Source organism: Natrononativus sp. DTA114 (genome assembly GCF_059736515.1).
The window spans coordinates 190462-216201 of record NZ_JCASSN010000001.1; the positions used below are offsets into that span (position 1 = coordinate 190462).

At 66.0% G+C, this 25740-nt stretch carries 25 protein-coding genes; 12 read left to right on the forward strand and 13 right to left on the reverse strand.

All coding sequences use genetic code 11. The features are described 5' to 3' along the window. Window positions 1-125 precede the first annotated feature (125 nt). Window positions 126-1094: an FKBP-type peptidyl-prolyl cis-trans isomerase gene (locus AC6I6S_RS01005; protein WP_497947854.1), complete on the reverse strand. Its 969-nt coding sequence runs from the start codon at window positions 1092-1094 to the stop codon at window positions 126-128. Window positions 1095-1193: 99 nt separating this feature from the next. Here AC6I6S_RS01005 and cyaB point away from each other — a divergent pair, with 99 nt between their 5' ends. The 7 genes from cyaB to AC6I6S_RS01040 all read left to right on the forward strand — a co-directional run bounded on the left by cyaB (window position 1194) and on the right by AC6I6S_RS01040 (window position 7888). Beyond that, entirely contained in the window at window positions 1194-1736 is a 543-nt protein-coding gene (gene cyaB, locus AC6I6S_RS01010) for a class IV adenylate cyclase (RefSeq protein WP_497947855.1), read from the forward strand. An 83-nt stretch (window positions 1737-1819) separates the two neighbouring features. After that, the gene (locus tag AC6I6S_RS01015; RefSeq protein ID WP_497947856.1) at window positions 1820-3025 is read left to right on the forward strand and encodes a methionine adenosyltransferase; all 1206 of its coding nucleotides are present in this window, start codon (window positions 1820-1822) and stop codon (window positions 3023-3025) included. Between the two features lie 114 nt (window positions 3026-3139). Then, on the forward strand, window positions 3140-4396 hold the full coding sequence (locus AC6I6S_RS01020; protein WP_497947857.1) for an MFS transporter: 1257 nt from the start codon (window positions 3140-3142) through the stop codon (window positions 4394-4396). Window positions 4397-4606: 210 nt separating this feature from the next. Continuing rightward, on the forward strand, window positions 4607-5074 hold the full coding sequence (locus tag AC6I6S_RS01025) for a hypothetical protein (protein ID WP_497947858.1): 468 nt from the start codon (window positions 4607-4609) through the stop codon (window positions 5072-5074). Between the two features lie 195 nt (window positions 5075-5269). Continuing rightward, window positions 5270-6460, forward strand: coding sequence for a tRNA sulfurtransferase (locus tag AC6I6S_RS01030; protein ID WP_497947859.1), 1191 nt, complete (start codon window positions 5270-5272; stop codon window positions 6458-6460). 73 nt (window positions 6461-6533) lie between these two features. Next, window positions 6534-7046: a DUF5804 family protein gene (locus tag AC6I6S_RS01035; RefSeq protein ID WP_497947860.1), complete on the forward strand. Its 513-nt coding sequence runs from the start codon at window positions 6534-6536 to the stop codon at window positions 7044-7046. Next, window positions 7043-7888, forward strand: coding sequence for an alpha/beta fold hydrolase (locus tag AC6I6S_RS01040; protein ID WP_497947861.1), 846 nt, complete (start codon window positions 7043-7045; stop codon window positions 7886-7888). The genes AC6I6S_RS01035 and AC6I6S_RS01040 overlap by 4 nt, the downstream gene beginning before the upstream one ends. A 60-nt stretch (window positions 7889-7948) precedes the next feature. Here the strand turns inward: AC6I6S_RS01040 and AC6I6S_RS01045 are convergent, their stop codons facing one another. After that, window positions 7949-8929 (reverse strand): PLP-dependent cysteine synthase family protein, encoded by a 981-nt coding sequence (locus AC6I6S_RS01045; RefSeq protein WP_497947862.1) that lies wholly within the window; start codon window positions 8927-8929, stop codon window positions 7949-7951. Between the two features lie 400 nt (window positions 8930-9329). Here AC6I6S_RS01045 and AC6I6S_RS01050 point away from each other — a divergent pair, with 400 nt between their 5' ends. Then, window positions 9330-9710 carry a TlpA family protein disulfide reductase gene (locus AC6I6S_RS01050; RefSeq protein WP_497947863.1) on the forward strand — a complete coding sequence of 127 codons (381 nt, stop codon included), beginning with the start codon at window positions 9330-9332 and terminating at the stop codon, window positions 9708-9710. Window positions 9711-9743: 33 nt separating this feature from the next. On the opposite strand, the gene AC6I6S_RS01055 is transcribed toward AC6I6S_RS01050, so the two are convergent. Further along, window positions 9744-9968 (reverse strand): hypothetical protein, encoded by a 225-nt coding sequence (locus AC6I6S_RS01055; RefSeq protein ID WP_497947864.1) that lies wholly within the window; start codon window positions 9966-9968, stop codon window positions 9744-9746. 65 nt (window positions 9969-10033) lie between these two features. Beyond that, window positions 10034-12217 carry a thioredoxin domain-containing protein gene (locus tag AC6I6S_RS01060; protein WP_497947865.1) on the reverse strand — a complete coding sequence of 728 codons (2184 nt, stop codon included), beginning with the start codon at window positions 12215-12217 and terminating at the stop codon, window positions 10034-10036. 140 nt (window positions 12218-12357) lie between these two features. Between AC6I6S_RS01060 and AC6I6S_RS01065 the strand changes: the two genes are divergently transcribed. Further along, the gene (locus tag AC6I6S_RS01065) at window positions 12358-12642 is read left to right on the forward strand and encodes an AbrB/MazE/SpoVT family DNA-binding domain-containing protein (RefSeq protein ID WP_497947866.1); all 285 of its coding nucleotides are present in this window, start codon (window positions 12358-12360) and stop codon (window positions 12640-12642) included. Then, entirely contained in the window at window positions 12635-13102 is a 468-nt protein-coding gene (locus tag AC6I6S_RS01070) for a type II toxin-antitoxin system VapC family toxin (protein WP_497947867.1), read from the forward strand. The genes AC6I6S_RS01065 and AC6I6S_RS01070 overlap by 8 nt, the downstream gene beginning before the upstream one ends. Before the next feature lie 396 nt (window positions 13103-13498). Here the strand turns inward: AC6I6S_RS01070 and acnA are convergent, their stop codons facing one another. The 4 genes from acnA to AC6I6S_RS01090 form a co-directional block, all read right to left on the reverse strand. After that, on the reverse strand, window positions 13499-16225 hold the full coding sequence (gene acnA, locus AC6I6S_RS01075) for an aconitate hydratase AcnA (RefSeq protein ID WP_497947868.1): 2727 nt from the start codon (window positions 16223-16225) through the stop codon (window positions 13499-13501). 99 nt (window positions 16226-16324) lie between these two features. After that, complete coding sequence (locus AC6I6S_RS01080) at window positions 16325-16858, reverse strand: dihydrofolate reductase (RefSeq protein ID WP_497947869.1); 534 nt, start codon at window positions 16856-16858, stop codon at window positions 16325-16327. Continuing rightward, window positions 16855-17895, reverse strand: coding sequence for a thymidylate synthase (thyA, locus tag AC6I6S_RS01085; RefSeq protein WP_497947870.1), 1041 nt, complete (start codon window positions 17893-17895; stop codon window positions 16855-16857). Before thyA ends, AC6I6S_RS01080 begins: the two co-directional genes overlap by 4 nt. A gap of 389 nt (window positions 17896-18284) precedes the next feature. Further along, window positions 18285-19505, reverse strand: coding sequence for an MFS transporter (locus AC6I6S_RS01090; protein ID WP_497947871.1), 1221 nt, complete (start codon window positions 19503-19505; stop codon window positions 18285-18287). Window positions 19506-19727: 222 nt separating this feature from the next. On the opposite strand from AC6I6S_RS01090, the gene purD reads away from it, so the two are divergent. Continuing rightward, a complete protein-coding gene (purD, locus tag AC6I6S_RS01095) occupies window positions 19728-21020 on the forward strand; it encodes a phosphoribosylamine--glycine ligase (protein ID WP_497947872.1) in 1293 nt (430 codons plus the stop codon). A 5-nt stretch (window positions 21021-21025) separates the two neighbouring features. Here purD and AC6I6S_RS01100 read toward each other — a convergent pair whose 3' ends face one another. Together AC6I6S_RS01100 and AC6I6S_RS01105 are read right to left on the reverse strand one after the other, a co-directional pair. Beyond that, the gene (locus AC6I6S_RS01100; RefSeq protein ID WP_497947873.1) at window positions 21026-21544 is read right to left on the reverse strand and encodes a hypothetical protein; all 519 of its coding nucleotides are present in this window, start codon (window positions 21542-21544) and stop codon (window positions 21026-21028) included. A 145-nt stretch (window positions 21545-21689) separates the two neighbouring features. Beyond that, window positions 21690-22376 carry a YqjF family protein gene (locus AC6I6S_RS01105; protein WP_497947874.1) on the reverse strand — a complete coding sequence of 229 codons (687 nt, stop codon included), beginning with the start codon at window positions 22374-22376 and terminating at the stop codon, window positions 21690-21692. A 114-nt stretch (window positions 22377-22490) separates the two neighbouring features. Here AC6I6S_RS01105 and AC6I6S_RS01110 point away from each other — a divergent pair, with 114 nt between their 5' ends. Beyond that, window positions 22491-23021: an acyltransferase gene (locus AC6I6S_RS01110; protein ID WP_497947875.1), complete on the forward strand. Its 531-nt coding sequence runs from the start codon at window positions 22491-22493 to the stop codon at window positions 23019-23021. A 17-nt stretch (window positions 23022-23038) separates the two neighbouring features. Here AC6I6S_RS01110 and AC6I6S_RS01115 read toward each other — a convergent pair whose 3' ends face one another. From AC6I6S_RS01115 to AC6I6S_RS01125, 3 genes are read right to left on the reverse strand one after another with little or no spacing between them, the layout of a single operon-like run. Then, window positions 23039-23857 (reverse strand): hypothetical protein, encoded by an 819-nt coding sequence (locus AC6I6S_RS01115; protein WP_497947876.1) that lies wholly within the window; start codon window positions 23855-23857, stop codon window positions 23039-23041. Window positions 23858-23903: 46 nt separating this feature from the next. Beyond that, window positions 23904-24479, reverse strand: coding sequence for a small multi-drug export protein (locus tag AC6I6S_RS01120; RefSeq protein ID WP_497947877.1), 576 nt, complete (start codon window positions 24477-24479; stop codon window positions 23904-23906). A 47-nt stretch (window positions 24480-24526) separates the two neighbouring features. Continuing rightward, window positions 24527-25681, reverse strand: coding sequence for an NAD(P)/FAD-dependent oxidoreductase (locus tag AC6I6S_RS01125; RefSeq protein WP_497947878.1), 1155 nt, complete (start codon window positions 25679-25681; stop codon window positions 24527-24529). Window positions 25682-25740 lie beyond the last annotated feature (59 nt).

The following is a 25740-nucleotide window of genomic DNA, read 5'->3' on the forward strand; positions in this document are numbered from 1 at the left end:
ACTTACTGAGCGTGGGCTGACACACGTCAAAAGCCCCTGGTGGACGCCGTACCCGACGTGAACGAGTGCGGACGCGCCGCTCACTCGAGTCGGTCGCGCGTTGCAGTTAGAAGCGGGGGAGTCGACTACTCTTCGTCGGCGCCTTCGAGTTCGTCGACGATCTCGTCGGCGTCGATGTCGGCGTCCTCGAGCGCGTCTTCGATGTCCTCGCCGCCAGCGCCGCCCATACCGCCCATACCGCCCATCATGCCGGGCATGCCCATGCCGCCCATACCGTCGATGACCTCCTGGACGATGACACGGTCGACGTCGACCTTCTCCATCAGATCCTGGGCGATCTGCTGCTTCGAGAACATCCACTGCTGGTTCATCGTCAGCTGCGGGGTCGCCTCGATGTACAGCGTCTCCTTCTCGACGGTCTGGGTCTCGAACTCGGGTTCTGCGTCCTCGTCCTCATCGTCGTCGGACTCGACCTCGACCTCCTCTTCGACCTCGTCGGTCTCGATCCACATCTCAGGCTCGACGTCGAGGTACATGCCGAACAGGCCGGCCGCGCGCTCCTCGCGGTCGTCGACCTCCTCGAGAATCTCGAACTCGTACTCGACGTCCTCACCCGCCAGCGGGTGGTTGAAGTCGACGCGGGCGCGACTGCCCAGGATCGTGATGATGCTCCCGTGTTGCTGGTCGACCTGAACGTGAGCGCCGGGGTAGCGGTCGTCTTCGGGAATCTTCTCCGCGCTGATCGTCTCGACGGCTTCGGGATCGTACTCGCCGAAGGCCTCGGCTGCGGGAATCGTCACGGAGCCGGTAACGCCGGCCTCGCTTCCGATGATCTCGTCTTCGACCTCCTCGAAGATGTGTCCCTCGCCGAGGACGATGATGCGCGGTTCGAACTCGCGGTCCTGGTCGTCGACGCCCTCCTCTTCGGCGACGTCGGGGTCGGTCGTGTCGACCAGCTGGTCGTCCTCGACGGTGCGTGCGGTGTAGTCGATCCTGACGAAGTCGCCGGACTGGAGTCCGTCGGCTGCGTCTTCGACTTCCTCATCGGCGTCGTCGGCCTGCTCTTCGAGCTCGGCCTCCTGATCCTCGGTCATACAGTGAACGTCCCGCCGTCTACATTTAAGGACGACGTTTTGGCTCGAGCACCGATCGAGAAACGACCGTTTTTCCGGCGGCCGCGCGTGTCCCCCCGTATGTACGAAGTCGAACTGAAGGTTCCCGCCGATCTCGCGGCGGTTCGCGACCGCCTCGAGGCCCTCGAGGCCCGGCCGGTCGGAACCGTCGTGCAGGTCGATACCTACTACGACGCACCGCATCGGTCGTTTCCCGAGACGGACGAGGCGCTCCGGATCCGCCGGGAGTCCGCCGCGGAGGGCGACGAGTCCGAGACGCGGCTCACCTACAAGGGTCCGCTCGTCGACGACGCCTCGAAGACTCGCGAGGAGGCGGAGACGGGGGCCGACGACCACGAGGCCCTCGAGACGATTCTCACGAATCTGGGGTTCGATCCCGCCGCCACGGTCCGAAAGGAACGCTCGCGGTTCGCGATCGAGGGCTACACGGTCACCCTCGATTCCGTCGACGGCGTCGGCGAGTTCGTCGAGGTCGAAACCGACGCGACGGAGGCGGAACTCGAGGACGCCCGCAACGGCGCCTACGACGTCCTCGAGCGACTGGGGCTCGATCCGGAGGACCAGATTCGAACGTCGTATCTCGAGTTGTCGCTCGAGGATTGAGCGGCTCGAAATAACTGTGGGGCATTATCGCATCGAGCCGTGTTTTCGCAAGTTATAGAACGGCCGGTGGGGAAATCAGAGCAATGACAGACCGCAATATTCGCGTCGAGCCGATCGATCGACGCGCCGTGGAGGATCAGGAAGTCGAAATCGTCGAGCGAAAGGGGATCGGGCACCCCGATTCGATCTGTGACGGGATCGCAGAGAGCGTCGCGGGGGCGCTGGCCCGCGCGTACCTCGACCGCGTCGGCAAGGTGCTCCACTTCAACACCGACGAGACTCAGCTGGTCGCCGGCGAGGCTGCGCCGGCCTTCGGCGGCGGCGAGGTCGTCGATCCGATCTACGTGCTCATCGTCGGCCGGGCGACCAAACACTACGAGGGCCAGACGATCCCGACGGAGGCGATCGCGGTGCGCGCCGCCCGCGACTACCTCGAGTCGGAGCTTCCCCAGCTCGAGTTCGGCACCGATATCATCGTCGACGTCAAGCTCGGCGAGGGCAGCGGCGACCTCCAGGACGTCTTCGGCGAAGACGAGATTACGGTCCCGATGGCGAACGACACGAGTTTCGGCGTCGGCCACGCGCCGCTGTCAGAGACCGAGGAGATCGTCCGCAACGCCGAGCGCCGTCTCAACGGCGAGTTCGCCGCCGAGAACCCCTACCTGGGTACCGACGTGAAGATCATGGGCAAACGCGAGGGCGATCGGATCGACGTCACCGTCGCCGCGGCGATGGTCGACGAGCACGTCGAAAACATGGACGCCTACGTCGACGCAGTCGAATCGGTTCGCGAGTTCGTTACCGATGTCGCCGGTGAGTACACCGACCGCGACGTGAACGTCCACGTCAACACCGCCGACGACGTCGACTCGGGGTCGATCTACCTCACCGTGACCGGAACTTCCGCCGAACAGGGTGACGACGGCTCCGTCGGGCGGGGTAACCGCGCGAACGGGCTCATCACACCGAACCGCTCGATGTCGATGGAGGCGACGAGCGGCAAGAACCCGGTCAACCACATCGGCAAGATCTACAACCTCCTCTCGACGCAGATCGCAGAGGAGGTCGTCGCGAACGTCGAGGGCATCCGTGACCTCCGCGTTCGACTCCTGAGCCAGATCGGCCGACCGATCGACCAGCCCCACGTCGCCGACGTCCACGTCGTCACCGCCGAGGGCGTCTCGCTGGCCGACGTCGAAACCGAGACCGAAGCGATCGTCGACGACCAGCTCGCGAACGTCACCGAGATCACCCGCAGCGTCATCGACGGCGAGCTCACCACCTTCTGAGCCGCGACGCCGGCTCGACCCCCGTACCGGCACGATTGGGGGATGTTCGGAATAGTCAAGAGCGATCGATGAGAATCGTATTACGAATCGAAATGGATTTCGGAGCGATCGCCAGTGACTAACAACGAGCCGAGTCCCCGGAGCATCGTCCTCGCCGTCGTCGCGAGTACGTTCTTCGTCGGCTTCGGCGGCGGCGTCATCTTTCCGATCCTGCCCAACCTCGGCGAGGTGCTCGGCATCTCGGCGTTCATGGTCGGGCTGATCCTGGCAGCCAACCGGTGGACCAGGCTGGTCGCGAACGCGCCCGCCGGGGTGCTCGTCGACCGGATCGGGACCCGCAAACCGTTCGTCATCGGGCTGGCGATCGAGGGCGTGGCGACGTTCGGCTACGTCATCGCGATGCTGTTTCCGGACGCCGCCGAGTTCTGGTTCCTGCTCGCGCGACTCCTGTGGGGGCTCGGTAGCGCCCTCGTCTTCGCGACGGCGTACACGATTACCGCAGACGTCAGCGAGGCCGACTCCCGCGGGACGAGCATGGGGATCGTCCGTGCCGGCATCACCTTCGGCTTCCCCGCGGGACTCGTTCTCGGCGGGATCACGAGCGAGATCTACGGCAACACCGCGGCGTTCGTCCTCGCGGCCGCCTTCGCCGGTTTCGCGAGTATCATCGCCTACTTCATCGTCCCCGAAACGCACGTCGAAGAGCACGACGAGTCGGTCAAACCGTGGGATCTGGAACTCACGATCCCCGCCGTCACCGTCGGCCTCGTCAACTTCGGGCTCTACTTCGCCTACGTCGGCGTGCTGTTCTCGACGCTCGTGCTCTATCTCCAGGTCGAGGGGCTCACCATCTCGACGGAGATCCTCGGCTACCCCGTCGCGTTCGAAGAGCAGGGGACCTCCGGGATGTTGATGGCCGTCACGGTCCTCGCGGGAGCGATCTTCACCATCTCCGGCGGCGTGATGAGCGATACGGTGGGGGCTCGAGTCCCCGTCCTCGTCGGCTTTCTCGTCCTGAACAGCCTCGGCTTTTTCGTCCTCGTGCTCGCGCCGTCGTTCTGGATCGTCGTGTTCGGTTGCATCCTGATCGGGGCCGGCCAGGGCGGCGTCGGCGGCCCGCTCACTGCCCTGCTCGCCGACCTCACGCCCGAAGATCGGATGGGGCGGGCGATGGGGACGAACAACGTCCTCGGCGACGTCGGCGGCGGCCTCGGCCCGCTGATCTCGCTGCCGCTGGCCGAAACGATCGGCTTCGAGATCATGTACGCCGTCAGCGCCGTCATCGCCATCGCAGCGGGGACGGTACTCGTCGTCGGCGTCTACGCCCACACCGGCAGCGTGAGCCCGACCGTCGACGAGTCGATCATCTAAGTTCTCGAGCGGTCGGTCTTTCACCGGGGCGAATACTGCGCTCAGTGGCAGACGGCAGCGACCTGGCGTTAGCGGAGGGGGATAGTCGCTCACGCGGGTGTCACTCTCCGTGCGATCCGGTCAACCCGTACTTCGATGTGAGGGAGACGGCGTCTCCTCGGCGGCTGTCAGCCAAAAACCACTTAACACGCATCGAAGTAGTCGGGTATCATGAATCGCCGGGAGTCGCTGCTAGTGATCGGGTCGACGACCCTGCTCGCAGGGTGTGCTGATCGGCTGACGTCGGCCACTGGCTCTGAAGAGCCACCCGAAGCAGCGACCAGGGACCTTCGGATCGACGGTACCGACTGCGTCGACGAACCGCAACACACTGCGACTGCATCGTTCGCGGAAACGGAACCCGAACTCGCGATCGAGGGGACCGTGGCGACGTACAAACCGTGTCTTCGACTGGCAGTCGACGTCAAAGACGGCGCTGGCGAACCCGACCGAAACGTCGACGACGTGCGAATCGACGTAATGGTACAGTCTCCCGAAGAGTCGGAGGACTGTGATCGATGTCCGTCGGAGATCGAGTACTCCGGGCGCGTCACCTTCGATGCGGTTCCCGAGTCTGTCGACATCTTTCACCACGACACGGGCGAGAACGAGTTCGTTGGGCCAGTCGACTCCATCTGACACCAGCCGTCGGAGAGCGATCCACCCATCTCGAGTATCGCTGAATCGAGGCGCGTACAGCCGCGCACCGTCGGTTGACGACACTGACCTGCCGGTCGCCGAGCGGTCGCTGGCCTCGAGACAGCGACCCACTCGACGTCATCGCTCTCTCCGGCCTCGTAACCCCCTTATATCCCGGACCATCTATCCCCCCTCATGCACCCGCCGGGAGCCGACGTCGTCCTCATCCGCCAGGGAGACGTCAGCACGAAGAGCAACACGGTCAGACGTTACATGGCCGACTTCCTCCTCGAGAACACGGAGGCCGTCCTCGACGATCGCGGGGTCCCCGGCGAGGTCGAACCCGGCTGGGACCGCCCGCTGATCCACACGGACGAAGCGCACGTGGATGCGGCCGCAGCCGCGGCGTCGGACGTCTTCGGAATCGTCTCGACCAGTCCGGCGGTCGCGGTGTCGACCGAACTCGAGGCGATCTGCGACACCCTCGCCGAAACCGCCCGTGAACAGTACGAGGGTGGGACGTTCGCCGTCGACGCCCGCCGGGCCGACAAGCGACTCCCGTTCACGAGCGAGGACGTGGCTCGCGAGGGCGGGAGCGCCATCTGGAACGCCGCCGAGGACGAGGGGATCGACCCCGAAGTCGACCTCGACGACCCCGATCTCACGTTCGGCGTCGAACTCCGGGAGGACGCGGCCTACGTCTTCGTCGAGCGCCTCGAGGGTCCCGGCGGGCTCCCGCTTGGCTCTCAGGCCCCCATGATCGCGCTCGTCAGCGGGGGAATCGACTCTCCCGTGGCCGCCTACGAGCTGATGAAACGCGGCTCGCCCGTGATCCCCGTCTACGTCGATCTCGGGGACTACGGCGGCCCGGATCACGAGGCGCGCGCGATCGAAACCGTCCGGTCGCTCTCGCGCTACGCCCCCAACTTCGACATGCGGACCTACCGCGCTCCCGGCGGCGACACCATCGCCCTGCTGGCCGAAACGATGGAGGAGGGGCGGATGCTCTCGCTGCGGCGCTTTTTCTACCGCATCGCCGAACGAATCGCCGAGGAGACGGGCGCGAGCGGTATCGTCACCGGCGAGGCGATCGGACAGAAGTCGAGCCAGACGGCCCAGAACGTCGGCGTCACGAGCCGGGTTACGGATCTCCCGATCCACCGCCCGCTGTTGACCCGCGATAAGCAGGAGATCGTCGCCCAGGCCCGCGAGATCGGTACGTTCACCGACTCGACGATCGACGCCGGCTGCAACCGGATCGCCCCCGACCGGGCGGAGACCAACGCCCGCCTCGAGCCGCTGCTCACCGCCGAACCGGACGACCTGCTCGAGCGCGCCGACGCGGCGGCGAAACGGGCGACGCTAGTCGAGCCCCGGCCCCGGTAACCGCGAGAACAGCCATCGACCGCACCGTCGAAAGCCGAAACCCACATTATCGCGACACTCCCATCATCGTACAGTGACCCGCGTCTGTCTCGTCGGCGCTCCCGAGGTAAACCTCCAGTACGAACTGCTCTCGCGGGAGACCTCTCGCGAGGCCCTCGCGACGTACGATCTAACGCGCCCCTTCGAGAACTCGCTGGCGGTGCGGACGGTTAGCGTCGGGGCAGCCGTCTCGCTGCTAAACGACCTCGACTGGTACCTCGTGCGGTTCGTCGAGGACGTTCTCATTCAGGAACCGAGCGTCTCCGGGACGGAGTGGCTCTCTCGAGGGCTCGCGGAGGCGTTTCGAAACGGCGACGCCGAACCCGCCGAGACGGGAGAATTCTGTAAGGTGTACGGACTCGAGTCGACCGAGTCGGAGGTCCCGACCGGCGACGAGGCGGGAGCCAGCGCGACGACGGTGACAGCACCCCGGCTAGTCGAACCGCTGTACGTCCGACGAACGGGAGACGACGTCCCTAACTACGACCTCCGTGACGTCGAGGAGACGCTCGTCGTCCGACTCACCGAAGCGGAGTTCTCGCCGTGACCGGCGGCACCGGCGCGACGACAGTCGACGGCTGTCGAATCGCCTACCGGCGGGCGGGGACCGACGGCCCGCCGGTCGTCCTCTTGCACGGCGGCGGTATCGACGACGCGACGCTCTCCTGGCGACACGCGATCGATCCGCTCGCCGACGAGTTCAGGGTGTACGCTCCCGACTGGCCCGGCTACGGCGACAGTGAGGACGGCCTCCCGCACTCGGTCCCGAGCTACGTCGCCGTCCTCGAGTCGTTTCTCGACGGGGTCGGCCTCGAGCACGCGTCACTGGTGGGAATCTCGATGGGCGGGGCGGCGGCCCTCGGGCTGGCACTCGAGGCCCCCGACAGGGTCGACCGACTGGGGCTGGTCGCCAGCTACGGCCTCGGTCCGCGTATTCCGGCCGGATCGTTCTGGCGGGCCGCGGCGTTCGTCCCGGGTGCGAACCCCGTCGGCTGGTCGATGCTCGGCCTGTCGACGGAGACGACGCGCCTCGGCCTGAATTCGATCGTCGCCGATGCGGACGAACTCGACGACGCGTTCGTAGCGGGCGTCCGGTCGCGAGCGCGCCAGCCCCGGACGGGGATCGCCTTCGAGGCGTTCCAGCAACGCGAACTCGCCGCGGACGGCACGGCCCGAACGGACTTCAGCGACGATCTGGAGTCGCTTTCGATGCCGACGCTACTCGTCCACGGGGCGGCGGACCCGCTGTTTCCGGTCGACTGGTCCCGACGCGCGGCCGCGCGGGTTCCGGCGGCACGCCTCGAGGTGGTCGAGGACTGCGGCCACTGGGTTCCCCGGGAGCGACCCGAACGGTTCAACGAGATATTGCGACGCTTTCTCACGGGGTGATTTCCGAGCGACGGATCGCAAATCGATGCAACGGTCCGAAACGGTCGACAACAGTTGGCGTCAGTCGAACAGGCCGGTCGAGAGATAGCGCTCGCCGCTGTCCCAGAAGACGGTGACGACCAGCGGGCAGTCGTCGAACGCGGGGTCACCGCCGTCGGTTTCCGTGATCGCTGCCGTGGTTTCGAAGGCGTCCGGAACCTCGGGGCAGTTCAGTTCCGGTTCGGCGAGGCGGTCGGCGACCGCCTGCGAAACGAGGCTCGTCGCACCGCTCGACTGGCCCACGAGGATCCCCTCCTCCCGGGCGAGTCGGCGACACTCCGCCTCTGCGTCCTCGAGCGCGACGGTTTGTACGTCGTCGATCAGTTCGGTGTCGAGGTTGTCGCTGACGAAACCGGGGCCCATTCCCTGGAACTCGTCTGTGCCTGCTTTACCCGTCGAGAGGACGGGATTTCGCGCCGGCTCGACGGCGATAATCTCCATCTCGGGGAACTCTTCGCGGAGCCGACGACCGACGCCCGAAAGCGTTCCGCCGGTGCCGACGCCGGCGACGAAGGCGTCGACCTGCCGCTCGCCGACCTGGTCGACGATCTCTTCGCCGGTCGTCCGGTAGTGTGCCTCGGGGTTCGCCGAGTTCTCGAACTGACCGAGCTGGACGGCGCCCTCGGCTTCGATCTCGTCTGCGCGCTCGCGGGCGGCCTCCATGTTCCCCTCGACGAGTTCGAGGTCGGCGCCGTAGGCGGCCATGATCCGACGCCGTTCTTCGGACTTCGAGGCCGGCATGACGATCGTGAGATCGTATCTCCGCGCCGCACAGACGAGTGCGAGGCCGATTCCGGTGTTGCCGCTCGTCGGCTCGACGATCCGGTCGCCGGGTTCGAGGGTACCGTCGCGTTCGGCGGCGCGAACCATCGCCAGTGCGGGCCGGTCCTTGGCAGAGCCGCCGGGGTTGAACGACTCGACTTTGGCAGCGATCGTCGCTCCCTCCGGCGAGTTCACCCGGACCAGCGGCGAGCCGATGGTGTCCAGGATGCTCCCCTTCATTGCTCGAGGGTTGGGAGCGGAGACGTAAACGCCTGCTGGACCTCGGCAGGACGTGCCGGTGGTCGGTCGTCGGTCGTCCCCGGTTCGCCGATCGGGTGTCGATACTCGCTCACGATCGATCGTCGTCTCCAGCGTGTATGACTATCAAGGGCGTATCTCCGGCGCGAAACGGCTTATGCGGCCCATAATAACGTGGTCTCGGGGCTATTGTCTCTCTGTATCCCTACCGTACACGGATCCACACGACACACCACCACCACCACCATCTTGTCACCGTCCATCCGGTCGGTGGGGATCACCGTTACTGCCGCTTTTTCGCGCTGCGACACGTCGATAGCGCTGTTTGGATACATCGGCCGCCTCCAAACAGTATAAATCGACCGCGCCGCAACGCCTGGGTATGAGTCTCGAGACGATGCGTCCGAACCCGACCTGGGACGCTCCCTCCTACGAGGACACCGTCGACACACTCGCGGCCTACCGCGACGAACTCCGCTACACAATCTGGGGCGGCGACTGGTGCAAGGACTGCCGCTCCCTGTTGCCCGACTTCGGTGCGGCCCTCGAGGCCGCCGAGATCCCCGACGACCGGATCGAGGAGATTCCCGTCGACCAGGAGAAGCAGGGGCCGAAGGTCGAGGAGTACGATATCGAGTACATTCCGACGATCGTCGTCGAGGACGACGAGGGCAACGAGGTCGCCAGGTTCGTCGAGAGCGAGCCCCTGCCGCCGGCGATCCACCTCGGCGAGGAGATCGAGGCGGCGCTCGAGTCGGCGTAGACCGTCAAGGGGGGAGTCGGGTGGTAGCGGCGTTCACCGTTCGGTTTCACGGCCGGGATTGGGACGCCCCCTCCCGGCGGCAACCGCCGCCTCGATACCCGTGAACAGCCCGTGGACGGCAAGAGAGAGGCCGGCGACGGCCACCGCACTGACGATCAACCACACCGTCAGGATCATCGTATCGGTTGCGAAATAGTACCCTGTATACGCGACCGACAGACCAGACACCACCTTCGCGGTGGACAGTTCGTACCCCATGTCATCTGATCCTGGCGATAAGCAGTAAACCTTCTTATGTTTTCGAAGGTTCTCGACGATATCAGTCAGGCACTGGTTCGTTCCCCGAGCCACTCGAGCGCCTCCTCGACTTCATGAACCGGCGGCGAGCACGTCCGATTCCGGCAGACGTAGAGCGTCGGTTCGCCCTCGCGGGCCTCCCGGCCCGCCCAGATCGGCGGCGCGGAGTCGAGATCTAGCTCGGCGAGCCAGGGCTCGAGTTCCGCTTCCGTCGGCGGTCGCGGCGCGAACAGCCGGTCAGGCTGATAGCGTTCGCCGAAGGCCGTCCGCCACTCCCGCGGCATCGACTCCGCGGCCACTGTCACCTCGAGGGGCCCCGTCTCGAGGCGGTCGGCGGCGAGACAGAGCGAGGTGTGCTGGAGCGGGTTCGCCTCGAGTCGGTTCGCGTGGGTCTCGAGGACGGATTCGACGATTCCCTCGAAGTCGTCTTCGATGAACGGATCGAGCGCGAGCAGGGTCTCTGCCGCGACGCCCATCGAGGACGGCGTCGAACTGTCGTCGAGTTCCTGGGGCCGAGTCACCAGCGACTCGCCGCTCTCGGGGGTGAAGTACAGCGTTTCCTGCGCCGGGTCCCAGAACTCCGCCTCGATGACGCGGGCGAGTTCGAGGGCAAAGACGAGGTGGGAAACGTCGCCGGTCGCCTGATAGCAGTCGAAGGCTCCGCGGGCGAGGAAGGCGTAGTCCTCGAGGTACCCCCGAATCGCCACGTTCCCACCGTAAGACTCAGTCTCACGAGCCTCCGAGCGTGGCTCGGAGACATCCTTGTACCGCCGCGAAAGCCGCGACTCGCCGTCGTCCCAGAGGCGGTCGCGGACGAACTCGAGGGCGTCCACCGCGGCGTTCGCGTGGGCGTCCTCGTCCAGCACGATGGCGGCCTCAGCGAACGCCGAGATCATCAGCCCGTTCCAGCCCGCGAGCACCTTTTCGTCCCTCTTGGGCCGCGGTCGGTCCTCCCGAACTTCGAACAGTCGCTCGCGGGCGGTCTCGAGTCGCTCTTCGACCTCGCCCTCCTCGAGACCGAACTCATCGGCGAGTTCCGGAATCGATGCGTCGAGATTCGGCTGATTCCGCCCCTCGAAGTTGCCCGACTCGGTGATGTCGTAGCGCGCACAGAACAGTTCGGCGTTTGTCTCGTCCTCGAGTGCGTCCCGCACTTCCTCGGGGGTCCAGACGAAGAAGGCGCCCTCCTCGCGCTCGCCGGTTTCGGGGTCTGCGCTCTGGGCGTCCAGTGTGCTGAAGAAACCGCCCTCCTCGTGAGTCAGTTCGCGGGAGACGAACTCGAGGGTCTCCTCGACAGTCGTCGCGTAGCGCTCCTCGCCGGTGAGCTGGTAGCCCGAAAGCAGCGCGCGCGGGATCTCGGCGTTGTCGTACAGCATCTTCTCGAAGTGGGGCACCGTCCAGTCGCGGTCGACGCAGTACCTGTGGAAGCCGCCTCCAACGTGGTCGTAGAGGCCGCCGTCGACCATCGCGTCCAGGCCCTCCTCGAGCACCTCGCGGTAGGCCTCCCGGCCCGTCCGCTGGTAGGCTCGCCCGAGCAGGTGGAGCCGCGCAGGCTGGGGAAACTTCGGCCCGTCGGTGCCGAAACCGCCGTACTCCCGATCCGCGCTCCGGAGGGCGGCCTCGGCGGCCGATTCCAGCACTTCGCCCGTCGGCGGTTCGGGGGCCCCCACCGTGTCGGGTGTTTCCTCGAGGCGATCCCGCGCGGCCGCGGTCCACTGCTCGGCCCGGTTCTCGACCTCCTCGCGGTCGTTCTCCCAGGAGTTTCGGATGTTCTCGAGAATATCGAGAAAGCCGGGCATCCCTTGCTTCGAGCGCTTCGGGAAGTAGGTCCCGACGTAGAACGGTTTGCCTTGGGGGGTCAGCCACGTCGAAAGGGGCCAGCCGCCCCGCCCCGTGACGAGCTGGCAGACGGTCATGTAGATGCTGTCGACGTCCGGGCGCTCCTCCCGGTCGACCTTGATCGGGACGAAGTGTTCGTTCAGCACGTCGGCGACCTCCTCGTCGGCGAAGCTCTCCTCCTCCATGACGTGACACCAGTGACACGCCGAGTAGCCGATCGAGAGGAAGATCGGCTTGTCGTGTTCGCGGGCGGCCTCGAGCGCCGCCTCGTCCCAGGGTTGCCAGTTGACCGGGTTGTCCGCGTGCTGGCGCAGGTAGGGACTCTGTTCGTCCTCGAGACGGTTCCTGGCGATGGGATCGCTCGCGGTCATAGGCGCGTCTACGGCCGGGCAGTGTAAAAGGGCGGTGAGGGTGCCTCGAGTCGACCCGCTGTCGGTAGGTGGCGCCTTCAGGGAGTGGGATTAGTGTGCTGACCAAAACCGTTATCGCCGTTCCCACCGAAAGTGGGAACATGGCCAAAGTGGATTCGAAGGGGCGAATCGTCCTCCCGCAGGAGGTGCGGGAGCGTCTCGGCATTACCCCCGGTACGGAAGTCGAAATCCGTGAAGAAGACGGGAGAGCGGTCGTCGAACCCGAAGACGACCCCGGCTTGATTATCGACCGGATGGAACAACTCATTGCGGAAACGTCCTCGGAGCGAGGTGAAACGACGCCGCTCGAGGGAGGAACCGACCCAGTCGCCCGGAAACACAGAGACGCCGTGCGGAGGGGAGCGGAGAGAAACGGCGATGAGTGACGCCGGTGGTCCGTATCTTTTCGACGTTGGTGTGATCGCCCTTGCACACACCGAGGCTCCCGCTCGAGATGCTGCGCTCTCGTACGTCCGGGATGCGATCGCCGGCAACATCGAGGCCGTCGTTCCGTATCCCGCGCTGTATGGGGCACACATCGTTCTCACGACCTACTACGGGCGTTCGAACGCGGACGCGTCCCGTCTGCTACAGAATTTCATGGACGCAAAGCGAATCCGGTGGTACGACGGAATGCCTGAAGACGTCGTTCGAGGTGGGTTCACTCGAGCCAGTGCGGCAAACGTCGACGGGTGGGACGGATACTATGCGCAGGTCGCGGTCGACGAAGGGGTGAATACCGTGTTGACGATCGACGACGACTTCGAACGATTCGATTCGTTCGCGACCGAAGTCATCCTTTCACCCGCCGAGTTTCGCGAACTGGACCGGTTTCTCGGAAACTGATCTCCCTCGTGGTAACTGAAGAAGCCGCCGTATCAACTACTGACGAACCCGAAGGGACGAATGTTCGGTACAGGCGGTGCAGGTAATGCTGCGGAAGAGCATCCAGCGCTGCACCCGCGAGCGACCAGCGGGAGCGAGCGGCCTTTTTAGCGTAGATTTTTGCAAGCGGTTCGAGCGACCGTAGGGAGCGAGGACCCGCAGTAAAAAGGTACGTTTGCAGGCCTCTCTTTCGGGTATTTCCGCGTTTCAACGGTGAAATAAAACGACTACCGGTTGCGTCTCTGTCCAGCAAACTCCCCTAAAGAATAGTCGCTCGAGAACCATCACTGTCGGACTCTACACACAGCTCATCGGTCTTACATCGATAAAAATCAAAACGGCCTGTTTCACTTCCCCTTACTCGGTCAGCAGCCGACGGAGCACGAGGTGGAGCACGCCACCGTTCTCGATATACTCGACCGCTGCGGGGGTGCCGACCTGGGCGGTCACGCCGAACTCCGTGACCTCGCCGTCTTCATCCTCGGCGACGACCGTGAGTTCAGCGTTGGGCTCGAGGCCCTCCTCCAGACCCCGAATCTCGAACACTTCGCTGCCGTCGAGGCCGAGTTCCTTCCAGCCCTCAGCCTCTTTGAACTGCAGGGGGAGGACACCCATGCCGATGAGGTTGTCCCGATAGATTCGCTCGTAGCTCTGACCGATCGTCGCGCGGATACCGAGCAGGTCGGTCCCCTTCGCGGCCCAGTCGCGACTCGAGCCGGTGCCGAGTTCCACGCCGGCCATCACGATCAGCGGGGTGTCATCCTCGCGGTAGCGTTCGGACGCCTCGAACACCGTCGTCTCTTCGTCAGTGGGGTGGTGAACCGTGTAGCCACCCTCCTTGCCGTCGAGCATCTCGTTTTCGATGCGGACGTTCGCGAACGTGCCCCGCATCATGACCTCGTGATTCCCGCGGCGGGAGCCGTAGGTGTTGAACTCGTACGGTTCGACGCCCTGGGCGGCGAGCCATCGGCCCGCCGGCAGGGCCTCGCTAAACGGCCCCGCGGGGCTGATGTGGTCCGTGGTGACGGTGTCGCCGAGAGTCATGAGACAGCGCGCGTTCGCGATGTCCTCCACGCCGGGTTCCTCGAGCGGGAAGTCCTTGAAAAAGGGCGGCTCGCGGATGTAGGTGGACTCCTCGTCCCACTCGTAGACGTCACCGGTGGGTGCGGCGAGGTCCTCCCAGCGCTCGTCGCCCTCGAAGACGCTGGCGTACTTCTCCTCGAACAGTTCGGAAGAGACGCTGTCGTGGATCGTCTGGCGCACTTCTTCGGGGTCCGGCCAGACGTCCTCGAGGTAGACCTCCTCGCCCGCGTCGTTGGTGCCGATGGGCTCGGTCTCGAGGTCGATGTCCATCTTCCCGGCGAGGCCGTAGGCGACGACGAGCGGCGGGCTGGCGAGGTAGTTCGCGCGGATCTTCGGGTGGATGCGCGCCTCGAAGTTGCGGTTGCCCGAGAGAACGCTGGTCGTCCAGAGGTCGTGCTCGTCGATGGCGGCCTCGATGGGATCCGCGAGCGGGCCGGCGTTGCCGATGCAGGTCGTACAGCCGTAACCGACGACGTGGTAGCCCAGTTCCTCGAGGTCGTCGAGCAGGTCAGCCTGTTTCAGATACTCCGTGACGACCTTGCTGCCCGGCGCGAGCGAGGTCTTGACGTACTCCGGTACCTCGAGGCCCTGCTCCGCGGCGTTGCGTGCCAGGAGGCCCGCGGCGACCATCACGGAGGGGTTCGAGGTGTTCGTGCAGGACGTGATCGCGCTCACGAGTACCGAGCCGTGGCCGATCTCGACCTCGGTGCCGTCCTCGAGTTCGACGGGAACTTTGTCGCCGAGGCCGGGCTGTTCCTTCGAGACGAGGCCGCCGTCGCTCTCGGCGGCACCCGAGTCGATTACACCTTCCTCCTCGAGCAGCGTCGGGAAGTGCTCGTCTAAGTCGCCCATCGGGATGCGGGCGTGGGGCTTCTTGTGCCCCGCGAGGCTGGGTTCGACGGTGCCGAGGTCGAACTCGACCTCCTCGGTGAACTCGGGGTCGTGGTCGCCGAAGAGGCCCTGGGCCTCGAGATACTCGCGGACGAGGTCGATGTGGTCGTCCTCGCGACCAGTGAGTTCGAGGTAGTCCAGCGTGGCCTCGTCGACGGGGAACATACTGATGGTCGAGCCCTGCTCGGGCGCCATGTTGGCGATGGTCGCCCGATCAGCAACGGAAAGCTGGGAGACGCCGGGGCCGTAGAACTCGACGAACTTGTCGACGACGCCCACCTGGCGGAGCTTTTCCGTAATGTGGAGCACGAGGTCGGTCGCGGTCGCGCCCTCCGGCAGTTCGTCGGTGAGTTTGACGCCGACGACCTCGGGGAGGGTCATCGTGATCGGCTGGCCGAGCAGCGCGGCCTCGGCCTCGATGCCGCCGACCCCCCAGCCGACGACGCCGATGCCGCCGATCATCGGGGTGTGGCTGTCCGTGCCGACGAGGGTGTCGGGCAGGAGCCACTGCTCACCGTCCTCTTCGCGGGCGTGGACGACCCGCCCGAGGTGCTCGAGGTTGACCTGGTGGACGATCCCGGTTCCCGGCGGAACCACGTTGAACCCATCAAAGGCCTGCTGGGCCCACTTGATCGCGCGGTAGCGCTCCTCGTTGCGCTCGTACTCGAGTTCGACGTTCTGCTCGTAGGCGTCCTCGCTGCCGAAGTAGTCGACCTGCACGCTGTGATCGATCACGAGGTCGCAGGGGACTTCGGGCTCGACAATCGTCGGGTCCTCGCCGGCGCGGTCGGCGGCCGACCGAAGCGCGGCCAGGTCGACGACTGCCGGGACGCCGGTCAGGTCCTGCAGCACCACGCGGGACGGCTGGAAGGGAACCTCCACGTCCGGTACGTCCGGGTCCCAGGAGGCCGCGTTCTTCACGTCCTGCGCCGAGATCGTCTCGCCGTCCGCGTTCCGCAGGACCGCCTCGAGAAGAATCCGAACGCTCACGGGCAGTGTCTCGAGGTCGCAGAGTCCCTGTTCCTCGAGGACCGTGAGGTCCGCCATCTTGTACGTCTCGCCGTCGTGTTCGAACTCCCGGATCGCCTCCGAGAACTCATCAATTGCCATATGTATGAATCGAACCGGGGGGATTTGAACCCCTCGAGAACGCCTCGAAGCGGGAATATTGCCGGGAACCGTGCGATCCAGTGTCGGGGGTGTGAGACGCTACGGCGGTCGGACGTACTCGAGGAACGCGAACCCATCGCGTTCGTCTCGAGAGGCCTCCTTCCAGCTATCGCCGGTCCGGTTCCACTTCGGAAAGCGCGTGTCGCCCTCGGGGCTGTCGTGTACCTCTGTCACGATCAGCCGGTCCATCCCCGGTAGGAACTGTTCGTACACCGTGGCGCCGCCCGCGACGAACGCCCGGTCCGCCCCGCCGTGACGTTCCGCAGCCGCCGTTTCGGCTGCTTCGAGGGCTTCTTCGAGTCCGCTCGCCACCACGACGCGCCCGTCGTCGGGGGTCTCGAGGTCCCGACTCGTCAACACGACCGTCGTTCGCCCCGGGAGCGGTTCGCCCAGCGCCTCGAGGATTCCCTCGTAGGTCACCCGGCCCATGATCACCGGGTGGTCCATCGTCTGCGCTTTGAAGTGCGCCAGGTCCTCGGGGATGTGCCAGGGCATCCCGCCGTCGTTTCCGATCACGCCGTTCTCTGCGACGGCGACGATGCCGACGAGTTCGAGGTCTGTCTCGAGGCTCATTCTGCGACCGAGAACCGCAGGCCATCGTGGGAGTCGTAGCCGGTGAGGGAAACGTCCTCGGCGCCGAATTCGTCGAGCGTCGTTTCGGCGAGATTCAGCGTCGGGCGCTCCTTCGGCTCTCTCGAGAGTTGCTCGAGCAAACCGGGAACGTGATCGAACCGCTCCTCGCCGTCGGCCTCGGCGGGGGCGGTCGACTCGAGCCACTCGCGAACCTCGAGGTACGCTGCGGGTTCGGTCTCGTCGACACCAGCGAGCCGCTCCTGCAGCGTCCCGAGGTTGTCGGCGTACCACTCACCGCGGGCGCCGCGGCCGCAGTAGACGTGGGCGTCGACGACGGTGTGGGCGAAGCTGCCGGGCTCGAGGTCGACCTGCTGGGCGACGAGCTTCGTCAGCAGCGCGTAAGCGGCGATGTTGAAGGGAATACCGAGCGCCACGTCGCCCGAGCGCTGGGTGAGGTGGCAGTTCAGCCGGTCGCCCTGAACGTTGAAGACGAACGAGTAGTGACAGGGCGGCAGCGTCGAGACCGCGGCGTTGGCGGGATGCCAGGCGTTGACGACGAGCCGGCGGGAGTTCGGCGAGTCCGAAAGCGTGTCGATCACGTACTGTAGCTGGTCGAAGGTGAGCGAGCCGTCGTCCTCCTCGGTGACCCACTGGTGGGCGGCGTCGGGCCAGGACTCGCCTTCGAGTCTCCCATCTCCGGCTCCTTCGCCTTCCCCCGCGGGAACCGGATACCGACGCCAGAACCGGCCGTAGGCGGTGTCGAGGCGCCCCTCCTCGTCGGCCCAGGCGTTCCAGATTTTGGTCTCCTCGCGGAGGTCGCGGATGTGCTCGTCGCCCGAGAGGTACCACTCGAGTTCGTGGAGCATGGAGTTCCAGCGGTAGCCGTCCATCTTCTTCGTGGTGAGCAGCGGGAACCCCTTTCCGAGGTCGATCTCGTAGTGTTGGCTGAACGACGAGATCGTGTCCACCCCCGTCCGGTTCGGCTTGTACGCGCCCACAGAGAGCACGTCGTCGACGAGCTCGAGGTACTGTCGCATTAGCCTGAGTTCGGTGAAGCAGGGTTATAATAGCCACTGAAGTTTCGGAGTCGGCTCGACACGCTTCCTGCGGATTGTGGAACTGCGGACACTGATAGCCTCGACGGAGCCAACGACGAATGCCGAGCACACTCACAACCGCCACTGCACACCGCAAATACTCGCGCGGGGCGCACCCGCGCCCCGCACTCGAGGATGGTCGCCGCCACTCCACCCCGGCGACGCGCGGTCGTCCTCGGCGCACCCGCCGGGCGCGCCTCGAGACTGCGTCGCCGCTACCCCGCAGCAGTGAGTGGGCCGAGGGAGAACGGATACCGGTCCAGGGCTCGACGTACTCGAGACCGAACCGGTCGAAAAGGAACGACCAGCCGTCGAGCGTCGCACCGCGCTCACGCCGACCGAAAGGCGATCAGCGCGGCGGCGCCGACGAGAAGGGCCAGTCCAGCCCCGACGAGAAACGTCACCGACCAGCCGACGCGAACGACGAGCAGGCTGGTCGCCGTCCCGCCGAACACGCCGCCCCAGAGCTTCGCCGTGAGCATTAGGCCGTAGTTCTCGGAGGCGTACGTCTGCCCGTAGCGCCGGTTGACGATCCCCGGAAGGATGCTGAACGCGGGGCTCCGAAAGAACATCACGAGTCCGACGAAGGCGACGAAGACCCATCCGAGCTCGAGGGCGCCGGCCGCGACGATGCCGATGACGGCAACCCCGGAGAGAAAGAGGGAGCCGGCGACCGTTCGCTCCGGGCCGATCCTGTCGGCCGTGGCTCCGCCCGCGAACACCCCCACCCCCTGTCCGAGCGCGACGATCGCCGCCGCCGCGGTCGCCTGTGCCGACGTGAACCCGAGCTGGCCCGCGTAGGTGACGACCTTCTCGAGCACCATGAGCCCCACCCCGTTGACCGCGACGAAGACGGCGTACAGCAGCCAGAACTCGCGCGTCCGCAGCATCTCGCGCCAGGCGATAGCCGGCTCCGATTCGGCGGCCCCGCTCCCGACGGGTCTCGTCCCGCCGTCGCCCGCCGTCTCCGACGCTCCCTCCCCGGGACCCGGATCCCTGAGGACGAACGCGGCGACCAGCGACGCGGCTCCCGCGGCGGCGGCGAGCACCAGCATCGTCGCAGCGAAGTCGGCGTTGACGCTCCGTCGAAGCACCGGGATCAGCACGAAACTCGTCAGGCTGAAGGACATGCTCACCACGCCGGTCGTCATCCCTCGCCTGGTCCGAAACCACTCCGCGGGCGTGTTGATCGCCACGTTGTACGCGATGCCGACGCCGGCCCCGCCGATCCCGAACCAGAGGTACAGTTCGGGAACGGACGGGACCAGTGCGGCGCCCGCGTAGCCGACGACGACGAAGAGGGTCGCGACGAGCATCGGCACTCGCGGTCCCAGCCGATCTCGGACCCATCCGGACGGAAACGCCGCGAGCGTCTGCATCACGACCAGTACGGTGAAGACGGTCCCGATCGCGACGCTCGAGGCGCCCGACTCGGCGGCGAGCGGGTCCCGAAGCACCGGCCAGGCGAACTGGTACGTCCCGGCGAGACCGGTGGCGAGCGCCGCGGCGACGACGAACCGCCACCGGTATCGGGACCCTCTCTCGGACATGCACCCAGCGTACGCCGAGCGAGGTGAAAGTAACGGGGGGCCGACGCGACTGGGGTCTCGAGTTTGCGCTTACGAAAGCCGCCCGAGTGCGAGCGCGACCGTCTGCAATCGTCGGCCCCCGGGCTCCACGACCGACTGCCGGTCACCGGTATCCACGAACGCGGATACTTCTCGCCCAGTCAAAGGATAACACTTACAGATTCGTGCGTTCCGCTATCGACCATGCCAGAGACCGTACTCCTGATCGGCGGCGGCGGCCGCGAGCACGCCATCGCCCGCGCCCTGGAGGATAGCGAGGCAGACCTGCACGCCTGCGCCGGCAACCGAAACCCAGGCATCGCGCGGCTGGCGACTGGGTTCGAGACGCTCGAGACGACCGATCCCGAGGCGGTCGTCGCCTACGCCGAGGAGGTCGGCGCGACCATCGCCGTCGTCGGCCCCGAGGCACCGCTGGCGGCGGGGGTCGCGGACGCCCTCGAGGAGGCCAGCGTCTACGCCTTCGGCCCCAAACAGGCAGATGCCAGGATCGAGACGGACAAGGCGTTTCAGCGCCAGTTCATGGCCGACAACGCGATTCCGGGCTGTCCGGACTTCGAGACGTTCGAGGACATGGACGCGGCGTGTGAGTTCGTCGACGAGTACGACGGCGACCTCGCGATCAAGCCCGCTGGCCTCACCGGCGGGAAGGGCGTGAAGGTCATCGGCGACCAGGTCACCCCTGAGGAGGGCACGGAGTACATCCGCGACTCCGACTACGACCGGATCGTCCTCGAGGAGCGGCTGATCGGCGAGGAGTTCACGATCCAGGCGCTCGTCGCCAACGGCTCGTTCGTAACCGCGCCTGCGGTCCAGGATCACAAGCGCGCCTACGAGGGCGACGAGGGGCCGAACACCGGCGGAATGGGGTCCTACAGCGACGCGAGCTTCGAACTGCCGTTCATGACCCGCGAGGACTACACCGATGCCGTCGGCATCATCGAGGCCACCGTCGAGGCGCTCGAGGACTACAGAGGGATTCTCTACGGCCAGTTCATGCTGACGGCGGAGGGTCCAAAAGTGATCGAGTTCAACGCCCGCTTCGGCGACCCCGAGGCGATGAACACGCTGCCGGTGCTCGAGACCGACTTCCTCGACGTGCTCGTCGCCGCCCGCGACGGCGGACCGGTGCCCGAACTCGAGTTCGCCGAGCAAGCGACGGTCTGTAAGTACGCAGTGCCGGAGGGGTACCCGACGGATCCAAAAGCGGGTGCGAAAGTGCAGGTGGACGAGGAGAGTGCCGGAGAGGCGCTGCTCTACTACGCCAGCGTAGACGAGCGAGAGGACGGGATCTATACAACGACCTCGCGGTCGTTCGCCGTCGTCGGGATCGCGGACACCATCCCCGAGGCCGAAGAAATCGCCGAGGACGCTCTCGCGGTCGCGGGAGAGGAGGGGCTGCACATGCGACACGACATCGGGAAGGCGGAGCTGGTCCAGCAGCGGATCGACCACGTCGACTCGCTTCGGTCCGACTAGTCCCCTCAGTCCGGGCTGATTCCAATCAGCGTGAGCCGGAGTGTGATCACGAGTGTCTCCGACTCGCCGGCACGGTCGTAGTCGGCGATGAGATGGGTTCCGAACTCGCCGCGAGCGGTCGTTTCCCTGTCGTACTCGAATTCGTACGCGCTCGAGACCGTTTCGCCGGGAGCCAGCATCGAACCCATCGCGTTGACCCGCTCGAGCGACAGCGTCTCTGCGGCTGTGTCGTCGTTCTCGCTGAATTCGTCGAGCGCGAGCGAGGCGTCGGGCGGAAACGGGGGCTCCTCGAACGCGAGTTCGTCGTCGGTCGCGTTCGTCACCTCGAGTTCGACCTCGCCGCGTTCCCCGTGGTCGACGAGGCCGCTTCGGTCGATGGCAGTGACCTCGAGGTCGTCCGAACCCGTGGTCGCGTCCGCCTCGACGCGGACCGAGCCGGGGCCAGCGTTGTCGGTCCCGAACGCACTCGCACAGCCCGCCACCGAAACCAGTGCGCAAGCCGAGAGTAGGGAGCGCCGCTTCATGGCATCTGTTGGTAGTTTGGCATCAAGTAGCTACTCCAGGCTCAAAGAACCGTTGTAGTTTCTGTAAATCTCCTCGAAGTTAGTCCGGGGCTCGAGGCCACAGGCGACCCACGAACTGCCCTCGACGGCGCTGACGTCGTGTCGACTACCGTCGCCTGCTCCGGGAGGCCGTTACGTCGAGCCCCGGGCTGTAGTAGTACACCGGGTTCACGTCGGGAACCGCGAACCGTTCCGCCCGCAGCAGGGTGTTCTCCGCAACCGTTGCCTCGGCGGGGTATAACGTCCAGGGGTCGTGCTCGACGCCCGTGTATCGGAGGTCTCCGTCGGGAGCCTCGGTGTAGAACCGGTAGCGTTCGACGAGAAATCGCGCCAGCGAATCGTCGGGTGCGGAAAACGGCTCTCCGACGGGTCGGTAGGTCGCCCTGTATCTGGCGGGTCGCGCGCCGGGGTGGCGTCGACGGCTCGCAAACTGGACCTCGCCGTCCCGCGTCGAAAGCGAGATCCGGGCGTAGTAGTACGGCAGGTGGTGGACGAGTCGCGCAGCGAGCACGCTCGAGACCCCCTGGGCGTCGAGGCTGAAGAAGTACACCGCCGGTTCGCCCTCGTAGCTGACGTAGGTCCGAACGTTGATCTCGGGAAGTCGGATCCCCGCCCATCGGGGCAGGCCCCGTGGCCGGACGGCGACGTTGGTAAACGGGATTACCGAGAGCCATCCCGCTCCGTCGTGTGTGTCGAGGGAGAGCGACTCGGGGAGGTGGCCCTCGAGAATCGCGGGATCGACCGGCCAGTTCTCGAACAGCAGGTGCCGCCATCCCATCTCGAGCGGGACCATACAGAACCAACGGGCGGTGGCTGGAAGTGGGTTCCGCTCCGTCGAACAACGGGGTCTGCGATCGACCGCGTCGGTCGTGTAGTTTCTTGTAGGACTCCCACCAATCACCGGACAGTGACCGACGACGCCGACTCGAGACACGACCGCGTGACCGCTCACCCGACGCCCGGTCGGGCGAACTCGCTCGCCCACTGGCCGGACGCGAAACACCCATTTCGCGTCGCGATCAACTACGTCGTCGTCTGGCTGATCCGCATCTCCCCCAGTCTGCGGCTCAAGCGCCTGTTACTGCGCCGGCTCGGCGCGACCGTCGGCGAGGGGGTTTCGTGGGGGCTCGAGGCCACGCCCGACGTCTTCTGGCCGGAACTCGTCACCCTCGAGGATCACGCTATCGTCGGCTACGACGCGACGATTCTGTGCCACGAGTTCCTCCAGGAAGAGTACCGCACCGGCGAGGTCGTCGTCGGCGAGCGGGCGATGATCGGTGCGGGCGCGATCATCCTCCCCGGGGTCGAGATCGGCACGGGTGCGAGTGTCGCGGCGAACTCGCTCGTGACGCGGGACGTGCCGCCGGGAGAAACCGTCGCGGGGGTGCCCGCCGAGCCGATGGGCACCGCCTCGAGCGACGGCGAGGAGTCGTCCTGAGCGTCCGTCGCCTCGAGTCAGAGCCCGAGAGAAGCGAGAAGTCCGGGCGTCGCCGCTGCGAGGGCGAACATGATCCCGGCGAGCGCGAGTTGCATCCCTGCGCTCCGGCGGAGCCTGGCTCCGCGCTCCTCGAAGTCTCCCCCGACGAGTACCAGTTGGCTGTCGTCGGTCCCCCGGATGGCTGGTCCGTCGTCCGTTTCGACCACGGCTCCCTGCACCGCGATCTCCTCGCCCTCGCAGATCGCCGTCTCCTGGTAGCGATCCGGCGTGAGCGTCTTCCGGCCGAAACTGATCGAGACCTCGAGTCCGCTCAGCAGCCCGCCGTCGCCGATGAGGCCCACTCGCTCGAGTAGCTTCGTCAGCGGATCGGGGTCGCCGAGACGAGTCTCTGTTTTCGGCTCGCCGAGGTGGACGGTCGGTGCGTCGAAGGGGTCGAAAAGGGTCACATCGGGAACCAGCTGCTCGTCATCGACCCGGACGTAGCGCCCCCCGTGGAGAACGCTGAACTCGCCGACGGCCAGTCCGCCATCGTCGGTTCGCCAGCCGGTACTCCGGTTTCGGGTTCCACCCGTCTTCACCTTGCGTCGGACGCGCCAGGCGACGAGCGCGGCCGCGTCGGGGCTCTCGGACGCCTCCGCCGGCCGTTCTCGAGGCGGCGTCGCCGGCTCAGTCACGTCGATCGGACCGTGGATCGTCGTCTCGCCCTCGGTTCGACCACCGGGATCGATGTCCGCGGCGGCCGAGGTTATCGCCCGATACTGGCTGTAGTACCGGTGGGTCTGATACAGCGCGCCGACCCCGGTCAGACCGAACAACAGCGGGAGAAACGATTCCATACTCGAGAACATGGTCGCGGGGTGATAAATTTGCCAGATGTGACGGCTACAGTAGGCCGCCGAGCACCGACAGCCCCGTCACTGAGACGACCGTAATCACGACGGTCCAGAGGGCGATGCTCGCGGTCATCCAGCCGAGCGTCGACCGCCCGCGTGCGCCCAGGCCGAGCGCGAGCATCGCGGCGAGGTGGACGCCTGTCACCACGGGTGCGAGCAGCGCCAGACCGGGGAGGCCGTAGGCGTTCCAGATCCGTTTCGCCCGCTGACGGCGCTTCGACGGCCCCTCCTCGTCGCTCCGTCGGGACTCGAGCCAGGCCGAGAGTCGCCCGTGGGCGAGAACGATGCCATAAATCGGCAGGACGTTGCCGGCGAAGGCGACGGCCCCCACCAGTACCGGATCGAGACCGAGTGCGACGCCGATGGGGATCACCACCAGAATTTCGAGCAACGGCGTCGCGGCGAGTGCGAAGATGAGGAGATACTGCCAGGGACCGCTCGCGGTGTCGAGCCACTCGCGTGCCTGACTCTCGAAGGCCAGGGCTCCGGTTGCCGACTCGAGGCCTCCGCTGGCTGCGGTGAAAAGCGAATGGGTCGCGGACGCATCAACGACGAGCGGATCCATCAGAACGGGTTTCGTCGGCGAGCGATTGAGTCGTTCGATTTGGGTCCTTACAGCGACGACCAGGCCTTCCGCGCGCGGTTCCAGGAGGTGAGGTCGGCGATCCAGCGGGCGGCGATGAACTTCTTCAGGTTCTTTGCCGGGACGCCCCCGAACGTGTCGACGGGCAGCATCTGGACGTTGTGGGCAACGGCCTTCTCGCCGACGGAGACGACGGTTCCCTTGTCTTCGAACTCCCAGATCCGAAGCGGGCGGTTCTCGATGGCCCGCGAGATGTTCTCACCGGCGACTTCGGCGGCCTGCCAGGCGGCCTGGGCGGTCGGTGGTGCGGGCTGGCTCCCCTGGTCGATGATGGCCGAGTCGCCGATGGCGAAGACGCGCTCGTCGCTGGTCTGGAAGTTCGCGCCGGCGTTGACGCGGTTGTGCTCTTTCTCGAGGTCGGCTTCCCCCATCGCGTCGCGGCCGGTGATGCCGCCGGTCCAGACGAAGACGTCGTACTCGAGGGGGTCGCCCTCGTCGAAGTGGATGGTGCCGTCCTCGGCCTCGGTGATCGGGTCGTCGGTGTGGATGGTGACGCCGGCCTCCTCGAGCAGGTCGCGCAGGGCTTGCTGGATCTCGGGGTCGTTACCCGGGAAGATCTCGTCGAGCGCCTCGACGAGGTGGATGTCGAGGGGTGCGCGGTGTTTGTCGCGGAACTCGGCGATCTCGCCGGCGGACTGGATACCAGAGAGACCGGCGCCGCCGATGACGATCTGTGCAGGCTCGCCGCGGGTCGCCTCCTGACTCGCAGCGTTGATCTGGTCGTGGATCTCGAGTGCGTCGTCGAGGCTCTTCAGAGTCTGTGAGTGCTCCTCGAGGCCGGGGATGCCGTAGTAGGCGGTCTGGCTGCCGAGGCAGACGAGGACGTAGTCGTACTCGACGTCCTCGCTGTCGGCGAGTTCGACGACCTGTTCGTCGACGTCGACGTTCGTAACGCTGTCCTGGATGAACTGCGTCGTGGGATCGGCGATGTCGTGAACGGGGATAGTGATATCCGAACGGACGTTCGGGTCTCGGATCACGCGGTGGGACTCGTGAAGAACGAGGTGGTAGTCGGTATCAGAAACCCAGGTGAGTCTCGTGGTGCTGTCGAGTTCCGATTGGAGCTTCGAAATCGCGCCGGCACCCGCATAACCAGCGCCGAGAACGACGACATTCTCAGTCATACTGCACTCTGGGAAACACTCCGATACAAAGGTGTTGAAACCGTCACCGCCGTGTGTAC